General features: G+C 39.0%; 21 protein-coding genes. 5 read left to right on the forward strand and 16 right to left on the reverse strand.

Features of this window, described 5'->3' with window-relative positions; all coding sequences use genetic code 11:
- Nucleotides 1-160 precede the first annotated feature (160 nt).
- The 6 genes from AC1TO4_RS08940 to sppA all read right to left on the reverse strand — a co-directional run bounded on the left by AC1TO4_RS08940 (nt 161) and on the right by sppA (nt 5,743).
- Nucleotides 161-1,081, reverse strand: a complete 921-nt coding sequence (locus AC1TO4_RS08940; protein ID WP_482105034.1) for an HNH endonuclease — start codon at nt 1,079-1,081, stop codon at nt 161-163.
- A 283-nt stretch (nt 1,082-1,364) separates the two neighbouring features.
- Complete coding sequence (locus tag AC1TO4_RS08945) at nt 1,365-2,555, reverse strand: acetate kinase (RefSeq protein WP_482105035.1); 1,191 nt, start codon at nt 2,553-2,555, stop codon at nt 1,365-1,367.
- A 63-nt stretch (nt 2,556-2,618) separates the two neighbouring features.
- Nucleotides 2,619-3,530, reverse strand: coding sequence for a class I SAM-dependent methyltransferase (locus AC1TO4_RS08950; RefSeq protein WP_482099789.1), 912 nt, complete (start codon nt 3,528-3,530; stop codon nt 2,619-2,621).
- A 59-nt stretch (nt 3,531-3,589) separates the two neighbouring features.
- A complete protein-coding gene (gene tpx / locus AC1TO4_RS08955; RefSeq protein WP_482099790.1) occupies nt 3,590-4,096 on the reverse strand; it encodes a thiol peroxidase in 507 nt (168 codons plus the stop codon).
- A gap of 30 nt (nt 4,097-4,126) precedes the next feature.
- Entirely contained in the window at nt 4,127-4,717 is a 591-nt protein-coding gene (locus AC1TO4_RS08960) for an RDD family protein (protein WP_482105036.1), read from the reverse strand.
- A 12-nt stretch (nt 4,718-4,729) separates the two neighbouring features.
- Complete coding sequence (gene sppA / locus AC1TO4_RS08965) at nt 4,730-5,743, reverse strand: signal peptide peptidase SppA (RefSeq protein WP_482105037.1); 1,014 nt, start codon at nt 5,741-5,743, stop codon at nt 4,730-4,732.
- Nucleotides 5,744-5,847: 104 nt separating this feature from the next.
- Between sppA and AC1TO4_RS08970 the strand changes: the two genes are divergently transcribed.
- Entirely contained in the window at nt 5,848-6,648 is an 801-nt protein-coding gene (locus AC1TO4_RS08970; RefSeq protein ID WP_482105038.1) for an NAD kinase, read from the forward strand.
- Nucleotides 6,649-6,892: 244 nt separating this feature from the next.
- Here the strand turns inward: AC1TO4_RS08970 and rarD are convergent, their stop codons facing one another.
- The 8 genes from rarD to ezrA form a co-directional block, all read right to left on the reverse strand.
- On the reverse strand, nt 6,893-7,822 hold the full coding sequence (rarD, locus tag AC1TO4_RS08975) for an EamA family transporter RarD (protein ID WP_482105039.1): 930 nt from the start codon (nt 7,820-7,822) through the stop codon (nt 6,893-6,895).
- A 186-nt stretch (nt 7,823-8,008) separates the two neighbouring features.
- A complete protein-coding gene (gene mbcS / locus AC1TO4_RS08980; protein ID WP_482105040.1) occupies nt 8,009-9,580 on the reverse strand; it encodes an acyl-CoA synthetase MbcS in 1,572 nt (523 codons plus the stop codon).
- A 173-nt stretch (nt 9,581-9,753) separates the two neighbouring features.
- Complete coding sequence (locus AC1TO4_RS08985; protein ID WP_482099796.1) at nt 9,754-9,966, reverse strand: alpha/beta-type small acid-soluble spore protein; 213 nt, start codon at nt 9,964-9,966, stop codon at nt 9,754-9,756.
- Nucleotides 9,967-10,142: 176 nt separating this feature from the next.
- On the reverse strand, nt 10,143-10,352 hold the full coding sequence (locus AC1TO4_RS08990; RefSeq protein WP_482099798.1) for an alpha/beta-type small acid-soluble spore protein: 210 nt from the start codon (nt 10,350-10,352) through the stop codon (nt 10,143-10,145).
- A gap of 176 nt (nt 10,353-10,528) precedes the next feature.
- On the reverse strand, nt 10,529-10,738 hold the full coding sequence (locus AC1TO4_RS08995) for an alpha/beta-type small acid-soluble spore protein (protein ID WP_482099798.1): 210 nt from the start codon (nt 10,736-10,738) through the stop codon (nt 10,529-10,531).
- Nucleotides 10,739-10,818: 80 nt separating this feature from the next.
- Nucleotides 10,819-12,021, reverse strand: a complete 1,203-nt coding sequence (gene thiI / locus AC1TO4_RS09000) for a tRNA uracil 4-sulfurtransferase ThiI (protein ID WP_482105041.1) — start codon at nt 12,019-12,021, stop codon at nt 10,819-10,821.
- A 3-nt stretch (nt 12,022-12,024) separates the two neighbouring features.
- Nucleotides 12,025-13,155, reverse strand: coding sequence for a cysteine desulfurase family protein (locus tag AC1TO4_RS09005; protein ID WP_482105042.1), 1,131 nt, complete (start codon nt 13,153-13,155; stop codon nt 12,025-12,027).
- Nucleotides 13,156-13,249: 94 nt separating this feature from the next.
- Nucleotides 13,250-14,941 carry a septation ring formation regulator EzrA gene (ezrA, locus tag AC1TO4_RS09010; protein WP_482105043.1) on the reverse strand — a complete coding sequence of 564 codons (1,692 nt, stop codon included), beginning with the start codon at nt 14,939-14,941 and terminating at the stop codon, nt 13,250-13,252.
- 192 nt (nt 14,942-15,133) lie between these two features.
- Between ezrA and AC1TO4_RS09015 the strand changes: the two genes are divergently transcribed.
- Nucleotides 15,134-15,613 carry a GAF domain-containing protein gene (locus AC1TO4_RS09015; RefSeq protein WP_482105044.1) on the forward strand — a complete coding sequence of 160 codons (480 nt, stop codon included), beginning with the start codon at nt 15,134-15,136 and terminating at the stop codon, nt 15,611-15,613.
- Between the two features lie 54 nt (nt 15,614-15,667).
- Here the strand turns inward: AC1TO4_RS09015 and megL are convergent, their stop codons facing one another.
- Nucleotides 15,668-16,879 (reverse strand): methionine gamma-lyase, encoded by a 1,212-nt coding sequence (megL, locus tag AC1TO4_RS09020; RefSeq protein ID WP_482105045.1) that lies wholly within the window; start codon nt 16,877-16,879, stop codon nt 15,668-15,670.
- A gap of 559 nt (nt 16,880-17,438) precedes the next feature.
- Here megL and rpsD point away from each other — a divergent pair.
- The gene (gene rpsD, locus AC1TO4_RS09025; RefSeq protein ID WP_482099804.1) at nt 17,439-18,041 is read left to right on the forward strand and encodes a 30S ribosomal protein S4; all 603 of its coding nucleotides are present in this window, start codon (nt 17,439-17,441) and stop codon (nt 18,039-18,041) included.
- A gap of 263 nt (nt 18,042-18,304) precedes the next feature.
- On the opposite strand, the gene AC1TO4_RS09030 is transcribed toward rpsD, so the two are convergent.
- Nucleotides 18,305-18,490 (reverse strand): hypothetical protein, encoded by a 186-nt coding sequence (locus AC1TO4_RS09030; protein ID WP_482105046.1) that lies wholly within the window; start codon nt 18,488-18,490, stop codon nt 18,305-18,307.
- Between the two features lie 174 nt (nt 18,491-18,664).
- Here AC1TO4_RS09030 and AC1TO4_RS09035 point away from each other — a divergent pair, with 174 nt between their 5' ends.
- On the forward strand, nt 18,665-18,970 hold the full coding sequence (locus AC1TO4_RS09035; protein ID WP_482105047.1) for a DUF3243 family protein: 306 nt from the start codon (nt 18,665-18,667) through the stop codon (nt 18,968-18,970).
- Between the two features lie 169 nt (nt 18,971-19,139).
- Nucleotides 19,140-19,952 (forward strand): cobalamin-binding protein, encoded by an 813-nt coding sequence (locus AC1TO4_RS09040; protein ID WP_482105048.1) that lies wholly within the window; start codon nt 19,140-19,142, stop codon nt 19,950-19,952.
- Nucleotides 19,953-19,971: the final 19 nt, after the last annotated feature.

A 19,971-nucleotide genomic window follows, 5' to 3' on the forward strand; every position in this document is an offset into this window, starting at 1 on the left:
TTTTTTTAATTAATACATTTGACCTATTGAATAAAAGTAGTTTTGAGGGAAATAAATTAAAACTAAACCACGCATTATATGAGTCAATTCGCTACGGACCAAACCTATGTTAATAGGATAAATGAGGAAAGTTAAAAAAAGGTGACCGAAAAACTTCTTTTTATTGTTGAAATATATTCTTTAGGTGCCACTTAAAATAAGGCTTATTTTCCTCAAATCGAGCAATCTTCTTTTTTGGATGGATATTATATACTAAATAATCGTTCTCAGGAACAGACGTAGAAATATGTAATCTGCCTTGTCCATCAAACGCAATATACCCTTTATCGTATAAGGCGTCGTGATTACAACATAATAGTACTCCATTATAAGGATAGACTCTTTCAAGATCCGTACTGTCTTTCCACGGCTTGGAGTAGCTCGCTTGAAGCAAAGCAGATAATTCAATATCACACAAAGCACATTTATGATTCCACAACAGCAATAACTCTCTCCTAAACTTTTGTTGACCCAAACGAATCTTTGATTTTACTTCTGCTTCCGTTTCAGCAATCATTGGAATAAATGTATTGCGCTCTGTACGCAGAACTGTACCAATCGCTAACTCCAGCTGCTCCTCATCCACTTGGTAAATGTTCAAATCACTAATGAGTTCTAATAATTTAATAACCAACTCTTCATTACATGGATATAAATATCCTGAGTTTCCATTTCCATCTTGTTGAAACGGAGAATATTTTATTGGTAAAAGTGGTGAAATTTCATCAAAGTTTGAGTGTACGTTTAGAGGTTTTTCTAGTTCATGATATTCTAAATTCACCAAATAACCGTCATCACTCGAGCGTTCATATCTTTGCACTTTTGATGGTTTAGTCGCTGCTCTGCATTCCGTTTTAGCAACACTAATCGCAACAATATTCCCTTTTACATAGTGGAAGAAACGATCACCTTCATTCACTTCCTTCATCCGCAACCATGAATGGGGGATCTGCCCTCCACTATCTTGTTGCGGAGACCAAATAACACCTAATTCTTTTTCTTTTCGATATGTTTCACCTTGCATGACAAAAAAGCTCTTCATATATAGAACACCCCCTAAATAGTAAAACCCCTTAAACCTTTTATACCCCTGCAAGCCTCATTGTATCTCTCGCCATTCTGATTTCTTCGTTTGTTGGGATTAATCGTTCTTTTAAAGTTTTCACGAATAACAATACTGTTTTCGCTGATTCCAGCTGTAAATTAATGATAAAAGAGTTGCCCAATTTTTATATGGGCAACTCTTTTTCACATGTATTGTGGATAATACCCGAATCTAGGACTGAATGTTTAAAAACAAAGCACACTGCACTATCCTTCCAAACTTATAATTGCGCAACCCGCATCGTATCTCTGGCGATCATAACCTCTTCGTTCGTCGGGATGACAAGCACTTTTACAGGGGAGTATGGATAACTAATATGTACTTCCTTTCCCTTGATATTATTTAAATCAGGATCTAGGTAGACTCCCATAAACTCAAGGCCTTCTAAAACTTTTTCGCGAATAACTATACTATTTTCACCGATTCCAGCTGTAAATATAATTGCGTCCACACCGCCCATCCTCGCAGCGTAAGAACCAATATATTTATGAATTCGATCCGCAAAGACATCTAACGCAAGCTGTGCACGTGTATTTCCTTTTAAAGCCTCGATTTCAATGTCGCGCAAATCACTCGAAAAACCCGAAATCGCAAGCATTCCTGATTGTTTATTCAACACTTCGAGTACTTCTTCAACAGTCTTTCCCGTTTGATCCATAATATAAGGGATTAGAGCGGGATCTATATTTCCTGAACGTGTTCCCATCGTTACACCAGCAAGAGGTGTAAAACCCATAGAAGTATCTAGCGATTTACCACGTTCTACTGCTGCTATGCTCGCGCCATTTCCCAAATGACAAGAAATTAGCCGCGTATCTTCAAGTGGTCTGTTTAACAACAACGCTGCACGCTCTGTTACATACTTATGACTAGTACCATGGAAACCGTATTTTCGGATACCGTATTTTTCGTAATACTCATATGGCAACGGATATAAAAATGAACTTTCCGGCATTGTCTGATGGAATGCTGTGTCAAAAACTGCAACTGCCGGAACGTTTGGTAAAGCTTTGTTAAACTCGTTAATACCTACGATATTAGCCGGGTTATGCAATGGCGCTAGATTAGATAGTTCTTGAAGTGCAGCGACAACATCTTCATTAATAAGCACAGAATCGCTAAATACTTCACCACCATGTACGACACGATGGCCGACTCCGTCAATCTCATCAAAAGAGGTTACGATTCCTTGGCTAATCAGCATTTCAAGCAATATATTTACTGCTTCTGTATGGTTCTTGATACCTTGTTTTAATTCAATTTTACCATCTTCGGATTTCATGGTGAACAATGATTCAGTTTGACCAATTCTATCTATTAGTCCTATCGTCGTTACGTATTCTTCGGGCATTTTGAGAAGCTGAAACTTCAAGGATGAACTCCCAGCGTTTATCGCTAAAATATTCCGCATAAAGTGTACCCCTTTTCAACTGATTTCTTTTGTATCAGACACAATTGTCAGGTTAATAATACTTTATTCATTAGCCCAAATATCAATTTTCTGAAGAAATAACGCCATTGCATGCCTATCAGTCATATTAGGAACTTTAGCAAGAAGAACATCATGCACCACTTTCTTTTCTGGTAAGGGTTTCTGCAGTATTAAAATACTTTTTGCATGAGCCGCATTTTTGAATAATGAATCAGGTAGTTGAATAATTGCTCGGATAATTGTTTTGTTTTTTAAGTACGGATGCAATACAGAAGATTGGTCGGATTCGAACAGATTCGCAGGGACGATGAATAAGCCATGACCTCCCGGTTTTGTGTGCTTCATCGATTGCTCAATAAATAAATGATGTGCATATGCATGTCCCTCAGCGGACATCAATTCATAATTTAGTGCATTTTCATCATCCGGATAGAAACCTACTGGTAAATCACTTACCGTAATATCGACTGGATCTACAAATAACGGTCGCAGTGCGTCTTGAACATAAAACGTAACAGGATGTTCAAGGAGTTCCGCTGTAACTGCAGACAACCTGACAAGTAAATCATCAATTTCAATTGCCGTTGCAGTGACATCATTTTCAATTGTATTCATGACAGTATAAAGCAAATTACCTGTGCCTGCCGCCGGATCTAAAAGTGTCAGACTTTGTTCATCTGCCGCTAATTTACCAGCGATATGTCCAATGAGCATCCCAATAGAATCAGGGGTCATCTGGTGATTAGGCTGTACATTTTGCTTCATGCCTTTCAAAACAGCTAGCTGAATACCTTTACGGATATCCTCTTTAGTGATCTTTTCTGTTACTTCGGGTTTTATATCGCCTACTAACCACTTTTGGCAGACTTCAACAATCGCTTCTAAGTAAAGCTCTTCCTTAGATTCCGCATATGCATCTATAAATGAAAATATAATTTCCGTATTTGTTTTCATATCTTTATCCCTCAATTGACAAAGCCCACCCGTCTCCGAGTGGGCTTTCATAATTTTTATTACTTTGTTAGTTTCTTTACTGCTAAAATTGCTTTTTCGTAATCAGGATGGTCTGTACCTTCCCCGACATATTCAACATAAGTTACCTTATTATCTTTATCAATAACAAATACTGAGCGTGCAAGCAAACGCAGCTCTTTCATGACAACTCCGTATGCTTCTCCAAATGAAAGATCACGATGATCGGAAAGCGTCTGAACATTGTCAATTCCTTCTGCAGCACACCATCTAGCCTGTGCAAACGGAAGATCGGCAGAGATTGTCAAGACTTGAACGTTATCTCCAAGTGACGAAGCTTCTTCATTAAACTTACGCGTCTGTGCTGAACAGACTCCTGTATCGATAGAAGGAATCACACTGATTAGTCTGACCTTCCCATTTGAGTCAGCAAGTGTAACCGGGCTCAAATCGTTAGCAAGCACTGTAAAATCATTTGCTGTATCCCCTACTGAAACTTCTTTACCGAGCAATGTCATAGGATTGTTTTGAAATGTAACGTTAACCATTAATACGCCCCCTTTTCTATATCTATCTTACTAAATCAGAGTGCCTTCTTGCAACTGTTGTCCCTCATTCCGTTTGCGATAATTTATCCGCAACTCTTTTTCATACGAAGACTCATGTTCAACAATTGTGTCCGCAAACAAATCATGCAACGCTTCTTTTTTCGGCATGAATATGACTATTAAATAAGGAACCAAAAGCATTTTGGAAATGAAACGTCCAATGCCCTCTCTGAAGATTATCGCTCCCCAAGTCAGTTGCCCTCCATCTTTTGATGCAACTCGTATACCCATAATCATTTTTCCTACTGTCTGTTGCAAATACTTCGTCATTAGCATGAAGTAGAGCAACAACAACACTAACACCGTGATTTTATAGGGGCTGAATAAGAAGAATGAAGGGTTTGTTATTTCCCAACTAGCAATTCGAAAAATCGGTTTAATGATAATTCCGCTGATGGCAGAGAGAACAATCAAGTCTATTGTGTACGCCCATAGCCGCGTCCAAAACCCCGCATATTTCGCATGAAAGTGTTCTGTTTCAACAGTTTCATAATCGCTAGGCTGTCCTGTGACAATTGTTTTATCCGTCAGATCCGGTTGTCGTTCAATATATTCCGACATATTTGTCCCTCCTTATCTTTCACCGTATAAATACATCATTCTTGGTGCATTATAATCGTTCAACAACTTACCAATCAATTCTGATTCAATATTACTTCCGAATAGATTTCCAGCTTTCACTCCAATTAAGGATGCCCAGCTGTCTTGAGTTGTATATTCGAAAACTGTTGCATTCTGAAGATTATTATCTTCCTTCATGGCCGCTATTACATCTGTTACTTTACCGTATTCATCCGCAAGCCCAACTTCAATTGCCTGACGTCCATTCATGATACGGCCGTCAGCAACTTTTTTCACTGCCGCTTCGCTCATACCCCTTCCGTCTACAATAATATCGACAAAGCGTTCATAAGAATCATTAATCATTTCCTGTAGCATCGCACGCTCTTCGTCTTTCATTTCACGTGATCCGCTCATGATGTCTTTGTAAGGTCCTGTTTTGATGGTATTAAAATCAATACCATATTTTTCAGCGAGTTTCGCATAATTTACACTTTCCATAATGACGCCAATTGAACCTGTAATTGTTTCTGGATTAACGAAAATCTTATCAGCCGGTGCTGACACATAGTAACCACCTGAAGCCGCCATTCCTCCCATCGAAATGTACAGAGGTGTTTTATTCTCTTGTTGAATTAAGCGAAGAGCATCGTAAATCTCTGCTGATTCAACCACACCTCCGCCAGGTGTGTTCACTTTCAATACCACTCCTTTAACGCTAGTATCCTCTAATACCTCATTCAACTGACTCATGAAGAATTGATGATTATAGCCCGAAGGTTGAAATAAAGATGTCGAAGTCCCTAAGTCTTGGATAATCCCATCGAGTGTGAGGACAGCAATTCTTTCTCCCCCACTACCTTCTTCTATAATCGATTCTTCATATCCCTCGGATGAAGTAGCCATCATTTCTTCAAAGAAACCATCGAAGTCTCTCGTAAATATGTACGATAATGAATTAATACCTACCGAAACAAAAACTAGTGCCGCAGCGACAATAACTGCAATCCATCGTTTCATTGTCATTTAAATTCCTCCTTTTTTATATCACTATTTTATACGTTACCATACACTAAAATGTTTCATTACATGCTAAAATGAGTATAACTCATTCGGAAGGAGCTTGTGCAATGACAGATCGGATGAATATTTTTATTTATAGCAAACATGATGAAGTCTCACTTGATAAAAAGTTAAAGGTGGAAGATGCATTAATCCATGAAGGTTTTACTATGACCGAGAGTGATATAGATGCGAATATTATTATTAGCATCGGTGGTGATGGTTCATTTTTACAGGCGGTCCGCAAAACTGGTTTCCGCCAAGACTGCTTATACGCAGGCATATCTTTAACAGCCAAACCTGGTCTCTATTGTGATTTCAATTTCAATAACCTATTTCAAATGACACAAACAATTCGTGCTGCAGAACTTAAAGTAAGAAAGTATCCGCTAATTGAAGTGAAAATTGACAATCACCAACCATTCTACTGTTTGAACGAACTGAGTATACGCTCTAATATCATTCGGACATTTGTCATGGATGTCATTATTGATGATAAGCTATTTGAAGTATTCCTAGGCGACGGTCTTATCATTTCTACGCCGACCGGCAGTACCGCTTACAATAAATCCGTCAATGGTGCAGTAGTAGATCCACTACTCAGCTGTTTTCAAGTAACTGAACTTGCATCCGTAAATAACAATAATTATAGAACGCTTGGATCTTCGTTCATCATGAGTGGTCAACGAAAACTAAAGCTTAATGTTCACCAGGATGGCAACGTCTTCCCTATAATCGCCGCTGACAATGAAGCACTTGGCATACGCCAGGTCAAAAACGTGGAAATCTGCTTGAGCGACAGAACCGTGAAAACAGTTAAGATGAAAAATAACTCCTTCTGGGAAAAAGTACAACGGATGTATCTCTAGAAAAGCGTAGGGCGCCGTTTAGCCCCGACAGGCGCAAGGCAGTTTGCAAGGAGGGTATCTCAAGCCACCTAAGAGGGTTGAAGTGTTCAATCCCTCCCTAACTAACTGACCTGTGACCCGAGGGACTGGCGACCATAGCTAGACAACAAGTAAAGCGAAGGTTTAGCACCGAAAGGCACAAGACAATAAATCGTCGCCACTTTAGCCTCCTGATTATCCACTTCTATAGTAATCCCAAATTTCATTAATCTACATTTGCAGAAGCTTCTTGCAGCCGCGCTTTTTTCACTTTCACCACTTCTAAAATTTTCGACACAGTAAACAAGAGCAACGCTGACCAAATGAAGGCGAATGATAACAAATCAACTCCTCCAAAAGTTTCTTTATAAACGATAACCCCAAGGAATAACATCATCGTTGGTGCGATGTATTGAAGAAACCCTGCCATGTAAAGAGGAATTCTCTGCACTCCTTTTGCATACATAAGAAGCGGCAATGCTGTTGCTGCACCTGTCAAAATCAGCAGAATATCTGTTTTGATAGTTGAATGCAAAAATACAGCGTTCCCATCTTTAAACAACATAATGTAGTAAATAACTGCGAACGGAGCAATGAAAAGTGTTTCAATTGTTAAGCCGCGTAATGCATCGAGTTTGACTTGTTTTTTGATAAGCCCGTAGACTGCAAATGTAATGCCAAGAGCGAATGCCAGCCATGGGAACGAACCATATGAAACTGTTAAAATTGTAACGCCAGTCGCAGCTAGCAAAAAAGCTACTTGCTGGGACTTCGAAAGTTTTTCCTTTAAGAAAAAGATTCCGAGTAAAACTGAAATTAGCGGATTTATGTAATAACCTAGACTTGCTTGAATAATATAGTCATTATTCACAGCCCATATGTAGATGAACCAATTGGATGAAACAAGTGCCGAACCTGCGAACAATGCCCAAAAATTTCGTTGTGATTTCCAAAGTGCCTTAATGTCTTCTTTTAGATAACGACCATTTTTCATTAGTAATACTACTAATAGAGTAATTACAAATGCCCATACAATTCGACTCATCATTATTTCGGTACTTCCGACATGTTCGAGACTTTTCCAATAAATCGGCATAATACCCCAAATTAAATAGGAGCCTATCGCCCAAAGAACACCGTTTTTTTCCATTTGCATTACTTAGCCTCCTTTATATTTTGATTTCCGAAATAATCTACTCAGTATATTCTTTTGGAAAAGTTTCGTAAAGAAGATATTAAATATCGGTTTGATATTAATGCAAGATTCACTAATCATAATAAAAACCCCTTTTCCAGTCACGGTTATTCCGTACCGGAAAAGCGGCCTGCTAACAATAATGACTTACTCTTGTTCTTGTTTTCTTAATTCTATACGCATAATTTTCCCTGAAGCTGTTTTAGGCAGTTTATCCAAAAACTCGATTTTCCGTGGATATTTATAAGGTGCCGTTAATGTCTTCACATGCTCTTGTAATTCTCTGATAAGACCTTCTTCATTTTCCCTTTCAGGGTTTTTGAGAACAATGAATGCCTTTACGATATTTCCGCGCACTTCATCAGGACTTGCGACGACAGCACATTCACGTACTGCTGAATGCTTCGTCAATGCATCCTCCACTTCAAACGGCCCAATTGTATAACCAGAGCTGATAATAATATCATCTCCCCGGCCTTCGAACCAGAAGTAACCATCTTCATCCATTTTTGCCCTGTCACCTGTCACGTAATACTCGCCTCGGAACTGCATCTTTGTTCGTTCAGGATCATTTAAATATTCCTTAAATAACGCGGGAGTCGATACATGTACTGCGATATCTCCAACTTCTCCAATGGCAGAAGGATTGCCTTCATCATCAATAATATCAACTTTATTTCCAGGCGTCGGTTTTCCCATCGAACCTGGACGCGCTTCCATACCAATCATTGTTCCTACAAGAAGCGTATTTTCTGTTTGTCCATACCCATCTCTTACTGATAGAGAAAATACTTTATCGAATATTTCAATGACTTCTCGGTTCAACGGTTCTCCTGCGGAAACTGCACTTCTTATTGAGGATAAATCGTAAGCCTCAAGTTTTTCTGCCTTCGCCATAAATCGATATTCAGTAGGCGTACAACATAAAACATCCACTCGATAGTCTCTAATCAAATTCAAATAGGTTTCTACTTCAAATTTGCCATCATAAATGAGTCCAGTCGCTCCACTACCTAATACAGAGAGGAATGGTGTCCATATCCACTTCTGCCAACCCGGCGCGGCAGTCGCCCAAACTATATCTCCTTCTTCAATGCCTAGCCAACTTGCACTTGTTGTCCGCAGATGGGCGTATCCCCAACCGTGTGTATGTACTACTCCTTTTGGTTTTCCTGTTGTGCCCGAAGTATATGATAGAAAGGCCATGTCTGTACTCTTTGTTTCCGGTCTAGCGAATTCCGTTGATGCAGTCTTCATAAGTTCAGTTAGAGAAAGCTGATCATTCTTTGCCTCCCCGACAACAAATAGCTGAACATCATCCATATTCCTCACTTCACTGAATTGATCGGTAAATGCATCAAATGCTACAATTGCTTTTGCATTGCTATGCGCTATACGATATTCGATATCTGACGACCTCAACATTTCAGAACTTGGAATTACAGCTAGACCCGCCTTGAGTGCTCCGATATATGTAACATACGCTTCAATATTCCGAGGTACCATAACTAATACAACATCGCCTTTTAATAGACCTTTCGATTGAAATACATTGGCGACTCTGTTTGCCGATTCCATTAATTCATCATATGTTAGTTGTTGCTTTTGCCCTTCCGAATTTACGTATATAAGTGCTTTTTTCCCAGTACCTGTTGCATACTTTTCGAACTCACTTACCAGATTATATTCTTCAGGTGCAATCAATTGTTCACGTTTCATAACGATTCCCCCTTATATGTCTAAATTAAGTATACAAATAAACGACCGACAATTCAAAACAAATTTACTAATTCTAAAATGGAATGGTTAAAATGATTGATAAATGAAGATACTATAAAAAAATAGGAAAAGCCATCCCGGAAAAATTACCGGAATGGCTTTTCTATTGATTGTTATTGGTTGTTTCCTTTCATTTGTTCCTGGGCTTGTCGCACTAAGCGCTTTGTAATTTCTCCGCCTACGGATCCGTTGGCACGCGCTGAAGCATCTGGTCCCATTTGCACACCAAACTCTGATGCAATTTCATTTTTCATTTGGTCAAGTGCTTGTCTTACACCTGGAACTAGAAGCTGGTTAGAGTTACCGCTGTTATTGTTGTTCGCCATGATTACCACCTCCTTCTAAGTATAGAATGTGCAAGAAACAGAAATTAATGCACCATTTAGAGTCGGTAAATATTGTTAACTGCGTTAGATGTGATTAGATGCCTTTACTATTGATAATACTGTATAAGCGAAAAGCTGCTTCGGACAATGTCCTAGACAGCTTTTCATTTAAAGTATTATTGTTGGGATCCATTCATTTGTGATTGAGCCTGACGCACTAATCGCTTTGTAATTTCTCCGCCGACGGATCCGTTGGCACGCGATGAAGCATCTGGTCCCATTTGTACACCGAATTCTGATGCAATTTCATTTTTCATCTGATCAAGTGCTTGTCGTACACCTGGAACTAGAAGCTGATTTGAGTTGCCGCTGTTGTTGTTTGGCATGTTTGACACCTCCTTCTAAGTATAGAATGTGCAAGAAACAGAAATCGATGCACTATTTAGAGGCGGTAAATACTGTAAACTGCTTAAGATATGATTAAATAGCTTGACCTTTGGTAATACTTTATAAGCGAAAAGCTGCTTCGGACAATGTCCAAAACAGCTTTTCATTTAAAGTATTATTGTTGGGATCCATTCATTTGTGATTGAGCCTGACGCACTAATCGCTTTGTAATTTCTCCGCCGACGGATCCGTTGGCACGCGATGAAGCATCTGGTCCCATTTGTACACCAAATTCTGATGCAATTTCATTTTTCATCTGATCAAGAGCTTGTCGTACACCTGGAACTAGAAGCTGATTTGAGTTACCGCTGTTGTTGTTTGGCATGTTTGACACCTCCTTGTACATATAGAATGTACAGAAAAGATAAATTCATGCAGGACGTATATATGGTAATTTCTTCATCCTCAAAGCAAATCTTCGAATTCGTCTTTCTCTACAAGCGGTAATTCAATCGTGACTCGTTTTTCAATTGCATCAAGTATCATTGGATGAAAATCGGCAAAGCTTTCATAATAAGCGACTTTTTCGAGTTTCGGTTTAGTTTTCGGATTTGAAGACGAGAAAATTGTGCAACAATCCTCATAGGGTCTTATTGATATTTCATATGTCCCAATACTTTGTGCAATATCAATAATTTCAAGTTTATCTGTCGCAATGAGCGGACGCAAAATAGGGGTCGAAGTAACAGCATTGATGGCTGTTAAGCTTTCTAGTGTCTGACTTGCGACTTGACCAAGGCTTTCTCCTGTGATTACGGCAAAAGCATTCACTTCCTCACGTACTATATCAGCGATTTGAAGCATTACTCTCCGCGTTGTCGTCATCGAAACGTTATCTGGTACTTGTTTGATAATTGCTTGCTGTATTTCAGTAAAAGGAATGATGTGAAGTCGAACAGCAGCACCAAAAGAGCTTAACTTTTCTGCAAGATCCATCACTTTCTTTTTAGCCAGCTCGCTTGTGAATGGAGGGCTGGCAAAATGAATCGCATCAATCGACACGCCACGTTTCATCATCAGATATCCAGCAACCGGACTATCGATACCGCCCGATAACATTAAAAGAGAATGGCCATTCGACCCAATCGGCATTCCTCCTGCACCTTCATATATTTTGGCTGTCAGGAAAGCCCCTTCAATCCTAATATCAATATGAAGGACAATATCAGGTTTTTTCATTTTTACGCCTAGTTCAGGATAGCTTCGCAACACATGCGAGCCGATTTCAAGTTGCAATTCACTGGTCACCAGTGGGAATCTTTTGTCCGTTCGTCTCACTTCAACTTTAAAAGTTTTTCCTGCAGTTTCAGCTGCTCCAATAACCTCTATCGCTTTTTCTTTAATCGCTTCTACTGTCGCATCGCATTTAGCAACTGGACTGAATGATTGGATACCAAAAACATGTGGCAAACGAGTTATCGCTTCTTCCATATCTCGTTTGTCTTCTGCATATAGAAACATACGGTCACGTTCAGGTTTTATGACGACTGTTTTTAAATCACTTAGTGCATCTTTAATATTATTACGCAACTTCTTTACGAACACATTCTTATTCCGACCTTTTAAAGACATTTCTCCGTAACGAATTAATAGTTCATTCCATTCCATTACTTATTTTCCCCCTCCAAGTAAATCCATGAACTTTGCGAATACTTGCTTTAGTTCTATGACTTCTTGTTCTACATTATTTTTCCCAAAACTGATGCGAATTACTCCATTTTTGTATTTCCCATTGACACCTATTGCTTCTATTACATGTCCCGCACTATTGTCTTTTGAGGAACATGCACTCGAAGTAGAAACAGTAATGCCATTTTCTTGAAAGAAATTAACAGCTACTTCACCTTTTATTTTATAAAAAGCGATAGATAATATATGTGGTGCTCCCTTTTCTGGTGCAAGTATAAGAACTTTCTCAAATTGACCTATAAAATCAATTAGTTGCTTTCTCCACTGTCTGAAGTCTTGACGTTCGGTTTCAACCGAACTAATCCGTATCGCTTTTGCTAACGCCACCGCGTCTGGAACGGAAACTGTACCGCTACGAAGACCATTTTCCTGTCCGCCCCCATAATTTATCGCCTGCGGTAATTTACCTTTCCTTAAAGCAAGTAAGCCCGAACCTTTTAAACCATTTATTTTATGAGCTGAAATTGTTATTGCATCAAGACCGTCATTTTCAATTGAAACCGGCAATTTCCCAAAACTTTGGACCATATCTGAATGAAATACAGCATTAGAATGTCCCTTAATGATTCGTGCACATTCGGCTATCGGTTGCACAGTCCCAATTTCATTGTTGACATGCATGATACTGACAAGAATTGTATCTTTCCTCAGCTTACTTTTCAACTCATCAACAGATATCATCCCTTGTTCATCAACTGACAAATAATCCACTTCAAATTTCTGTGACTCTAAATATTCCATTGAATGCAGAACTGATGGATGCTCAATTTTTGTCGTAATCAGGTGATTCCCTTTGGATTGCAAAGAACGGGCGAAACCGATTATAGCTAAATTATTCGCCTCCGTTCCACCCGACGTAAATAGGAGCTCTCCATCACTTGCACCTAGAATTGACAAAATTTGTTCTCTTGAACGTTTAAGAAGTGCTTCGGCTTCCTTTCCAGCAAGATGCAACGAAGCAGGATTTGCATAAAAACGTTTATTTACTTCCATGAACGATGTCAGTACGCCTTCATCTGGGGCTGTCGTTGCGCTATTATCAAAATAGATCATTGGTGTCTTCCTCTCAAGTGAAACAATTATGTGCGTGACAAAGCCACCTGCATTAAATGCCGGTGGCTATTTTTCTGTAATTCATAATCTTACCTTAGACATGTTCTTTTACAAGTTCCTCAATTCGTTTCATTGCACCAGGTTCTATTTCTTCAACGGCTGTTGCCGCTTCTTCCAATGCTTTTGCGTAACGAAACTGTCTGAAAGATTCTTCAGCATTCAGCAGTCGGCTATGCACTTCCGGATTTGAGGCACGGTATCTGTTTCCATATTGAATAATCCATTCAATAAGCAACACGTTTTCTAACATCTCTTCTACCTTTTCGCTAACATCACGTACAGCTTTCTCAGCGTTCTCCAAATACGAATCGACAAGCGCCATATTTAGCGGTACTTCCTGTAAACTTTGTGTCACGATATAGATTTGTTCATCTGCTTCTTCGAGACGGGCTTCCATATCGTCCGGTATTCCCGGTATATTTCCTTTATGGAGCATCCGATCCGCATTTTGTAATTTACGTGATAATTCGTTGAGTTTAGTTCGTACATTGTTCTCATCAATTCGTAAGTTTTTCATACGATTTGCAAGATTTGCTTGTTCATCGGCTATTTGTTCAAGTACATCGGAAATTTGTTGTAATTCTTCCTGTAAAATTGAATAGGCAGAAGCACCCCCCTCAACACGTGAAGTAAGTACTTCAAATTGTTTCTCAAGACTGGTCAACTCGTTAAGCGATTTTTGTGGAATTTGGGCTTCCTTTTCATCCAATCGGTAACTTTTCTGAACAAATGCCGCCTCATCCGACGTTTCTCTTGTTAATGTGGTTATTTCATACAGCCTTTCAGCAATCTGATTGTAATATTCATCTACGTAATGCTTTGCATTTACTTCATTTTCAAGCGCATCATAGAATGAATCAATTTGGTCATTCATTTCAGCTGCGCGCTGTTGTACAGATTCAATTTGAAGCCCTGCCATTTTCGACAACAATTCTTCTATTTCGAGTTCAATTGCACTGAAATTTTTCTTTAAGTCAAGATGTTGTAGATAATAGGATTGCTCTTCCATCTCTCTCGTCCCATTTCGAAGTTCTCGAATCGATGCTGGAATTTTACTTTGCAGTTCCGAAAGTAATGATGGAATTTCATGAATCAGTGAAAATACACGATTTCCTTTTACGGCCAATGAAATGACAATCTCACGAGCTAATAAGTAATTACCATTAGCAGTCAACTCATCATATTCTTCAAACTTCGAATTAAATGATTCCAGCTCCTTTTCAAGCGGATTCGCCGTCATTCCGAATGAGTGTTGGTGAGCAAGAACTGATTTGCGAGCTGCACGATGCTGTTCTTTTAGTTTTTCCATCTCAATACGATTTTTCTCTTCACTGCCGACAAGCTCGTTCAATTCAAATAAGATATCATTCATTTTTTTATCACAGAAATGAATGTTCTCCCGGATTTCTTTTTCCAGCAATGTGGCTTTCTTAAAACGGAAACGATCAACCATATCTTCGACATCAAATAAGAGCGTGTCGATTTTCGGCATATGTATATCCATCAATTCTGTCCATTCAGTCCGCCACCGTTCAAATTTTTCTTCGGTTTCGCCTGTCATGTTCAATTGTTTCACTTTCGTCATCTCTTCTAAAATCGGTTTGTGCTGAATCTGTAATTTTTCCTGTTCCAATCGACCGATTTCTTGGATATGTTTACGCCTGAATAAGAAGGCGATTGTCGTCAATATGATTAGTGCGATAATAGCTATGATGAAGGTTTTCATCGTAGTCCCCCTGTCCGAGTCGCTGTACCATGATATTATCCTATATAGTACCACGTTTAAAGACAATTGGTTGCGAATATGTATGATTTATAGCGAAAAATCTGTTTCCCCCTCAAATAATCAACAAAGTTTGTTTATAATCACCTAAATATGTATACTGAATTTTATTATTCACTAAAAGGGGTGCTCTAATTGTTTCAAGAAATAAATTATGCTACGGATTTAAATCTGAAATATAAACAACTGGCAGGTCAATTAGATGCATTACTGACCGGAGAGAAAAACGTCTATGCCAACTTGAGTAATGCATCAGCCTTACTGAATCAATTTTTAGACCGTATCAATTGGGTAGGTTTTTATTTGATAGATGACGGTGAACTCGTACTCGGTCCATTCCAAGGTCTTCCAGCATGTATTCGTATTCCTCTTGGAAAAGGCGTCTGCGGAACCGCGGCCGAAACGAAAGAATCCATTATCGTAGCTGATGTCGAGGCTTTCCCTGGACACATTGCTTGCGATGCAGCTTCGCAGTCTGAAATTGTTATTCCAATTGTGAAAAAAGATGTTATTTTAGGCGTTCTAGATGTCGATAGTCCTGAGTTGAATCGCTTCACTGAACAAGATCGGTTGGGCCTTGAACTTTTTGTAGAAACCCTTGTAAAACATCTTTGACCTTTTAACTGCTTTGGTTACCGTACATTCGGTCGCCAAAGCAGTTTTTTCAATTTAAGCTTGTTCAGTAATTGCTGCTTCCATTATCGAGAATGCCGATTTGAGATCAGCTATGAGATCCTCAGCATGTTCAAGGCCAACTGATAGCCTCAACAATGAATCCGTGATTCCCATTTGCAGCCGTTCTTCCACAGGCACAACTGAATGTGTCATCGTTGAAGGATGCTGAATTAGTGTCTCTGCATCTCCGAGGCTGACGGCAATTTTAATAAGTGAAAGGCTATTCATAAACAGCTGTGCCCCTTCTTTTCCACCTTTAATGGTAAATGAAATCAGGCCGCCTCCTGCACGCATTTGACGTTTTGCTATGTCATATTGAGGATTGTCTTCATCAAACGGGTAATAGATTACTTCAACAAGTTTTTGTTCTTTTAAAAAAGCTTTCAATTTTTCCGCATTGGCAGAATGACGCTCCATTCGAACCGACAATGTTTTCAAGCCACGGATTAAAAGCCAAGCATCAAAAGGTGAGATAATACCGCCAAAATCTTTTTGAACGGACATTCTAATTGTTTCTATTTCATCTTTATCCGCTCCAACGAGAAGACCAGCTATGACATCACCATGGCCATTAATATATTTAGTTGCGCTGTGCAAAACGAAATCCACACCAATATCTAGGGGATTTTGCAGATAAGGTGAAGAGAAGGTATTGTCAACGACTACGCGAAGCCCATGACGCTTGGCAACATTGACGACCGCATGAAGATCTACAAGTTCCATTGTCGGATTGATAGGCGTTTCAATGTATATACAGACCGTTTCAGGCTTAATAGCTCGCTCAATCTCTTCTTCAGTACCCATCCTAACCAAATCATGTGTAATTTTGTATTTCTGATTCAACATGCCCAAAAGTCCAAATGTACAACCATAAATACCGCGCGAACAAAGAATATGATCTCCGGATTTTGTCAAATGAACTAAAATTGTGCTCACAGCCGCCATCCCTGAACCGAACGCAAGTGAACCTTTTCCATTCTCAAGTGCTGTCATGCGCTCTTCTAGAACACGGACGGTCGGATTGCCCAGTCTTGAATATATATTACCTTCTTCAGCACCTGAAAAACGGTTCTCGCCTTGCAATGCTGTTTCAAATGAAAAAGTCGATGTTTGGTATAGCGGAACTGCCAAACTACCTTGGTGCGCCTTATCATCATACCCTTCATGGATGACGATCGTATCTTTATGCAAATTCTTATCGCTCATTTTATTCCCCCCTAGTTTGCCGCCGCTCACATTTCCTCTCCTAGTTTACCATTTAATAGTAGTCAAGAAAAGGATCCACACGTTGAACCATCGAACACAAGTTGCTTTCCACCATTATCCCCAGTTAAATATATAACACTCTACCCATAGTATTTGGAAAGTTCTCACTAAGTTGTTTGGTCTATCGAAATTCGTCAAATGATAACCCATCACACAATCACACCTATATTATATTGTATGAAAGTTCAAATAAGTATGATTTCATACTAAACCATTCGAACTATGGATGCTATTTCTTTATATGAATCATTTTACTTATTTTCATTTTCATTGATGATGCTTGACTCTTAGATCTATACTTGTTATGATGAAACTTGTGTAAAATAGTTGCAGCAGTTGTGTGTTTCAGGTTGTCCAGTCTATTCCTTTTACAAGGTGCATCGAGTAACTTCCTGGCTGCGGAGGCGAGGATGCAAGATAATAGAATGGCATTTGAATTGAACACATCTGGTTCTTATTTTACAACAAAATAAAACCAACAATAGAGGAGGAGTCTTTCATGGCTCGTTATACAGGTCCATCTTGGAAACTTTCCCGTCGTCTTGGGATTTCACTTACAGGCACTGGAAAAGAAATCGAAAAACGCCCTTACGGCCCGGGACAACACGGTCCTAACCAACGTAAAAAACTTTCCGAGTACGGAATGCAATTAGAAGAAAAACAAAAACTCCGTTTCATGTTTGGCGTAAACGAACGTCAATTCAAAACGGTTTTCAACAAAGCTGGTAAAATGCCTGGTAAACACGGTGTTAACTTCATGATTCTTCTTGAGACTCGTCTTGATAACATTGTATACCGCATGGGTCTTGCACGTACACGTCGTGCATCTCGCCAACTTGTTAACCACGGCCATATTTTGGTTGATGGAAAACGCGTTGATATTCCTTCTTTCAGCGTTAAACCAGGACAAGAAATTTCTCTTCGTGAGAAATCTCTAAACCTTGATGTTGTAAATGAAGCGCTTGAAGTGAACAGCTATGTTCCTGAATACGTTACATTTAACAACGACACGAAAGTCGGTCAATTTGTTCGTTTCCCTGAGCGTAGTGAACTTGCTGCAGAAATTAACGAAGCACTTATCGTTGAATTCTACTCACGTTAATTAATTATTGCTCTACAAAGCAATATCTAAAACCCCGGAAGTTGAGTAACATCAACAACTCCGGGGTTTTTTCTATTAATTAGCCATGAATCGAATTCCTACGAAACGAAACGAACTGGTGCACGTTTGGGACAGGCACACGAATTATAACGAAAAACAGCTACCTCCCTCAGAATGGCTCCCCCGTTGACTTTACTTCTTACTGCAACTATACACTTAACGACTAACCACAATACAACTGTAAAATATTATTTTGTTTAAGATTATTCGTTATCCATATTTGGATTTTGTTTGCGGAGCATCCAATAGTGTTGAATAAGTTGATTCTCATACTTAAAGTGCAATTCATAAAAATACATATGCCATTTCGGATCCAAATGTTCATAGTATTTCGCTAAAGTACCGTATAAACTTGTCTTTTGAAGAAGTTCTGCTAAACGCGGGTCCATTTATTCTCTCCTTTTTCTTTTCGTCTTTAATCAACGTATTCAACAGTCCCGGTTCTGAATAGGCAAAAAATTGACCTAGCTACAAACTGTAGCACTTATTCATTTCTTTTCCATGTTTACTTTGGTTGTTTTATGTAAATTATGCGTGTATAACGAAAAGGGAGTGCTGTTTAAATGGATATTAATAATAAAGTGCAGAGTGAATTAGCAGAAATCAATAACGAAACAAAAGACGAAATTTTGGTGAATTTTAATCGATTCAAGCAATATCTATCAGGTAAAGTTGAATTAGGTGAAAATATGGGGTTAAGCGAGGAAAAACTCACTAAAACAACAGAGTTAGTTGCAAATTATTTAGCAAAACACGAAGAACCTCGCAACCGTGAAGAAAAAGTGCTAATGGAACTTTGGAAATCCGGTTCTAAAGAGGAGCAAGGGATGCTTGCCCATATGCTCTTGGAAATGGTAAGAAGAGATTAAATTTGGTTATATACTCACTTTATTAAAGTCTAAAACAACAACCTTCGACCTGTCCATTATGGATTGGTCGATTTTTTTATTGAATAGCAATTCAATTATTTAATTTTTCAGAGTATGGACTCCCTAACTAATAAACAATGATATACTAAGATATACGAGGTGCTTAAATATGAAAATTATTTCGATTTGTCCTAGCAACACCGAACTGCTTGCTTATCTCGGTCTCATTGATCAGCTAATTGCAATTGATGACTTTTCCGATTGGCCAAGCGAAATCAATACTTTACCGAAGCTAGGGCCAGACTTATCAATCGATATGGATAAACTGGAATTGTATAATCCTGATTTGGTTCTCGCTTCCCTCAGTGTACCCGGTATGAAAAAGAACATCGAAGAGCTTGAGAAACGTCAAATTCCTCATATTGTATTGAATCCACAAAGTTTGAACGATATAGCGGATGATCTATTATCTGTTGGTAAAGCTTGTGGTATCGAAGAACATGCTCTCCAGATAAAAGCGGAATATATATCATTCATAAAGCAAATGGAAGAAAGGGCAAAAACAGTTGAGTTTACCCCAACCCTCTATTGGGAGTGGTGGCCGAAACCGGTATTTACACCTGGTGAAGTAAATTGGTTGACTGAGATTAGTGCCATTGCCGGTGGTCTGAACGAGTTCCGGGACGTTGAATTAGCGAGCGTCCAGACTGACTGGGAAGATGTGCTGAAAAGAGAACCTGATTATATTCTTCTCGCCTGGGTCGGAGTACGGACTGATAAAGTAAAGAAAGAAGTCGTTTTAAAACGGCCAGGATGGAAGGAACTTACTGCGGTAAAAAACGACTGTATGTCAATAATGGAAGAAGAATTGTATTGTCGACCTTCTCCGCGTTTACTCGAAGGAGCATTGAAATTAGCGAAAATGATTCATCCTGAAACATATGAAGATTTGGAGTTACCTAAATGGATTACCTATGTATGAATTGCAAAAGGCTGTTTTC

The organism is Sporosarcina sp. Y838 (assembly GCF_056786515.1).

What these genes read in the sequence shown, in the direction of transcription:
- AC1TO4_RS08940 (WP_482105034.1), bottom strand. Translation starts at nt 1,081, where the DNA reads ATGAAGAGCTTTTTTGTCATGCAAGGTGAAACATATCGAAAAGAAAAA.
- AC1TO4_RS08945 (WP_482105035.1), bottom strand. Translation starts at nt 2,555, where the DNA reads ATGCGGAATATTTTAGCGATAAACGCTGGGAGTTCATCCTTGAAGTTT.
- AC1TO4_RS08950 (WP_482099789.1), bottom strand. Translation starts at nt 3,530, where the DNA reads ATGAAAACAAATACGGAAATTATATTTTCATTTATAGATGCATATGCG.
- tpx (WP_482099790.1), bottom strand. Translation starts at nt 4,096, where the DNA reads ATGGTTAACGTTACATTTCAAAACAATCCTATGACATTGCTCGGTAAA.
- AC1TO4_RS08960 (WP_482105036.1), bottom strand. Translation starts at nt 4,717, where the DNA reads ATGTCGGAATATATTGAACGACAACCGGATCTGACGGATAAAACAATT.
- sppA (WP_482105037.1), bottom strand. Translation starts at nt 5,743, where the DNA reads ATGACAATGAAACGATGGATTGCAGTTATTGTCGCTGCGGCACTAGTT.
- AC1TO4_RS08970 (WP_482105038.1), top strand. Translation starts at nt 5,848, where the DNA reads ATGACAGATCGGATGAATATTTTTATTTATAGCAAACATGATGAAGTC.
- rarD (WP_482105039.1), bottom strand. Translation starts at nt 7,822, where the DNA reads ATGCAAATGGAAAAAAACGGTGTTCTTTGGGCGATAGGCTCCTATTTA.
- mbcS (WP_482105040.1), bottom strand. Translation starts at nt 9,580, where the DNA reads ATGAAACGTGAACAATTGATTGCACCTGAAGAATATAATCTGGTAAGT.
- AC1TO4_RS08985 (WP_482099796.1), bottom strand. Translation starts at nt 9,966, where the DNA reads ATGGCGAACAACAATAACAGCGGTAACTCTAACCAGCTTCTAGTTCCA.
- AC1TO4_RS08990 (WP_482099798.1), bottom strand. Translation starts at nt 10,352, where the DNA reads ATGCCAAACAACAACAGCGGCAACTCAAATCAGCTTCTAGTTCCAGGT.
- AC1TO4_RS08995 (WP_482099798.1), bottom strand. Translation starts at nt 10,738, where the DNA reads ATGCCAAACAACAACAGCGGTAACTCAAATCAGCTTCTAGTTCCAGGT.
- thiI (WP_482105041.1), bottom strand. Translation starts at nt 12,021, where the DNA reads ATGGAATGGAATGAACTATTAATTCGTTACGGAGAAATGTCTTTAAAA.
- AC1TO4_RS09005 (WP_482105042.1), bottom strand. Translation starts at nt 13,155, where the DNA reads ATGATCTATTTTGATAATAGCGCAACGACAGCCCCAGATGAAGGCGTA.
- ezrA (WP_482105043.1), bottom strand. Translation starts at nt 14,941, where the DNA reads ATGAAAACCTTCATCATAGCTATTATCGCACTAATCATATTGACGACA.
- megL (WP_482105045.1), bottom strand. Translation starts at nt 16,879, where the DNA reads ATGAGCGATAAGAATTTGCATAAAGATACGATCGTCATCCATGAAGGG.
- rpsD (WP_482099804.1), top strand. Translation starts at nt 17,439, where the DNA reads ATGGCTCGTTATACAGGTCCATCTTGGAAACTTTCCCGTCGTCTTGGG.
- AC1TO4_RS09030 (WP_482105046.1), bottom strand. Translation starts at nt 18,490, where the DNA reads ATGGACCCGCGTTTAGCAGAACTTCTTCAAAAGACAAGTTTATACGGT.
- AC1TO4_RS09035 (WP_482105047.1), top strand. Translation starts at nt 18,665, where the DNA reads ATGGATATTAATAATAAAGTGCAGAGTGAATTAGCAGAAATCAATAAC.
- AC1TO4_RS09040 (WP_482105048.1), top strand. Translation starts at nt 19,140, where the DNA reads ATGAAAATTATTTCGATTTGTCCTAGCAACACCGAACTGCTTGCTTAT.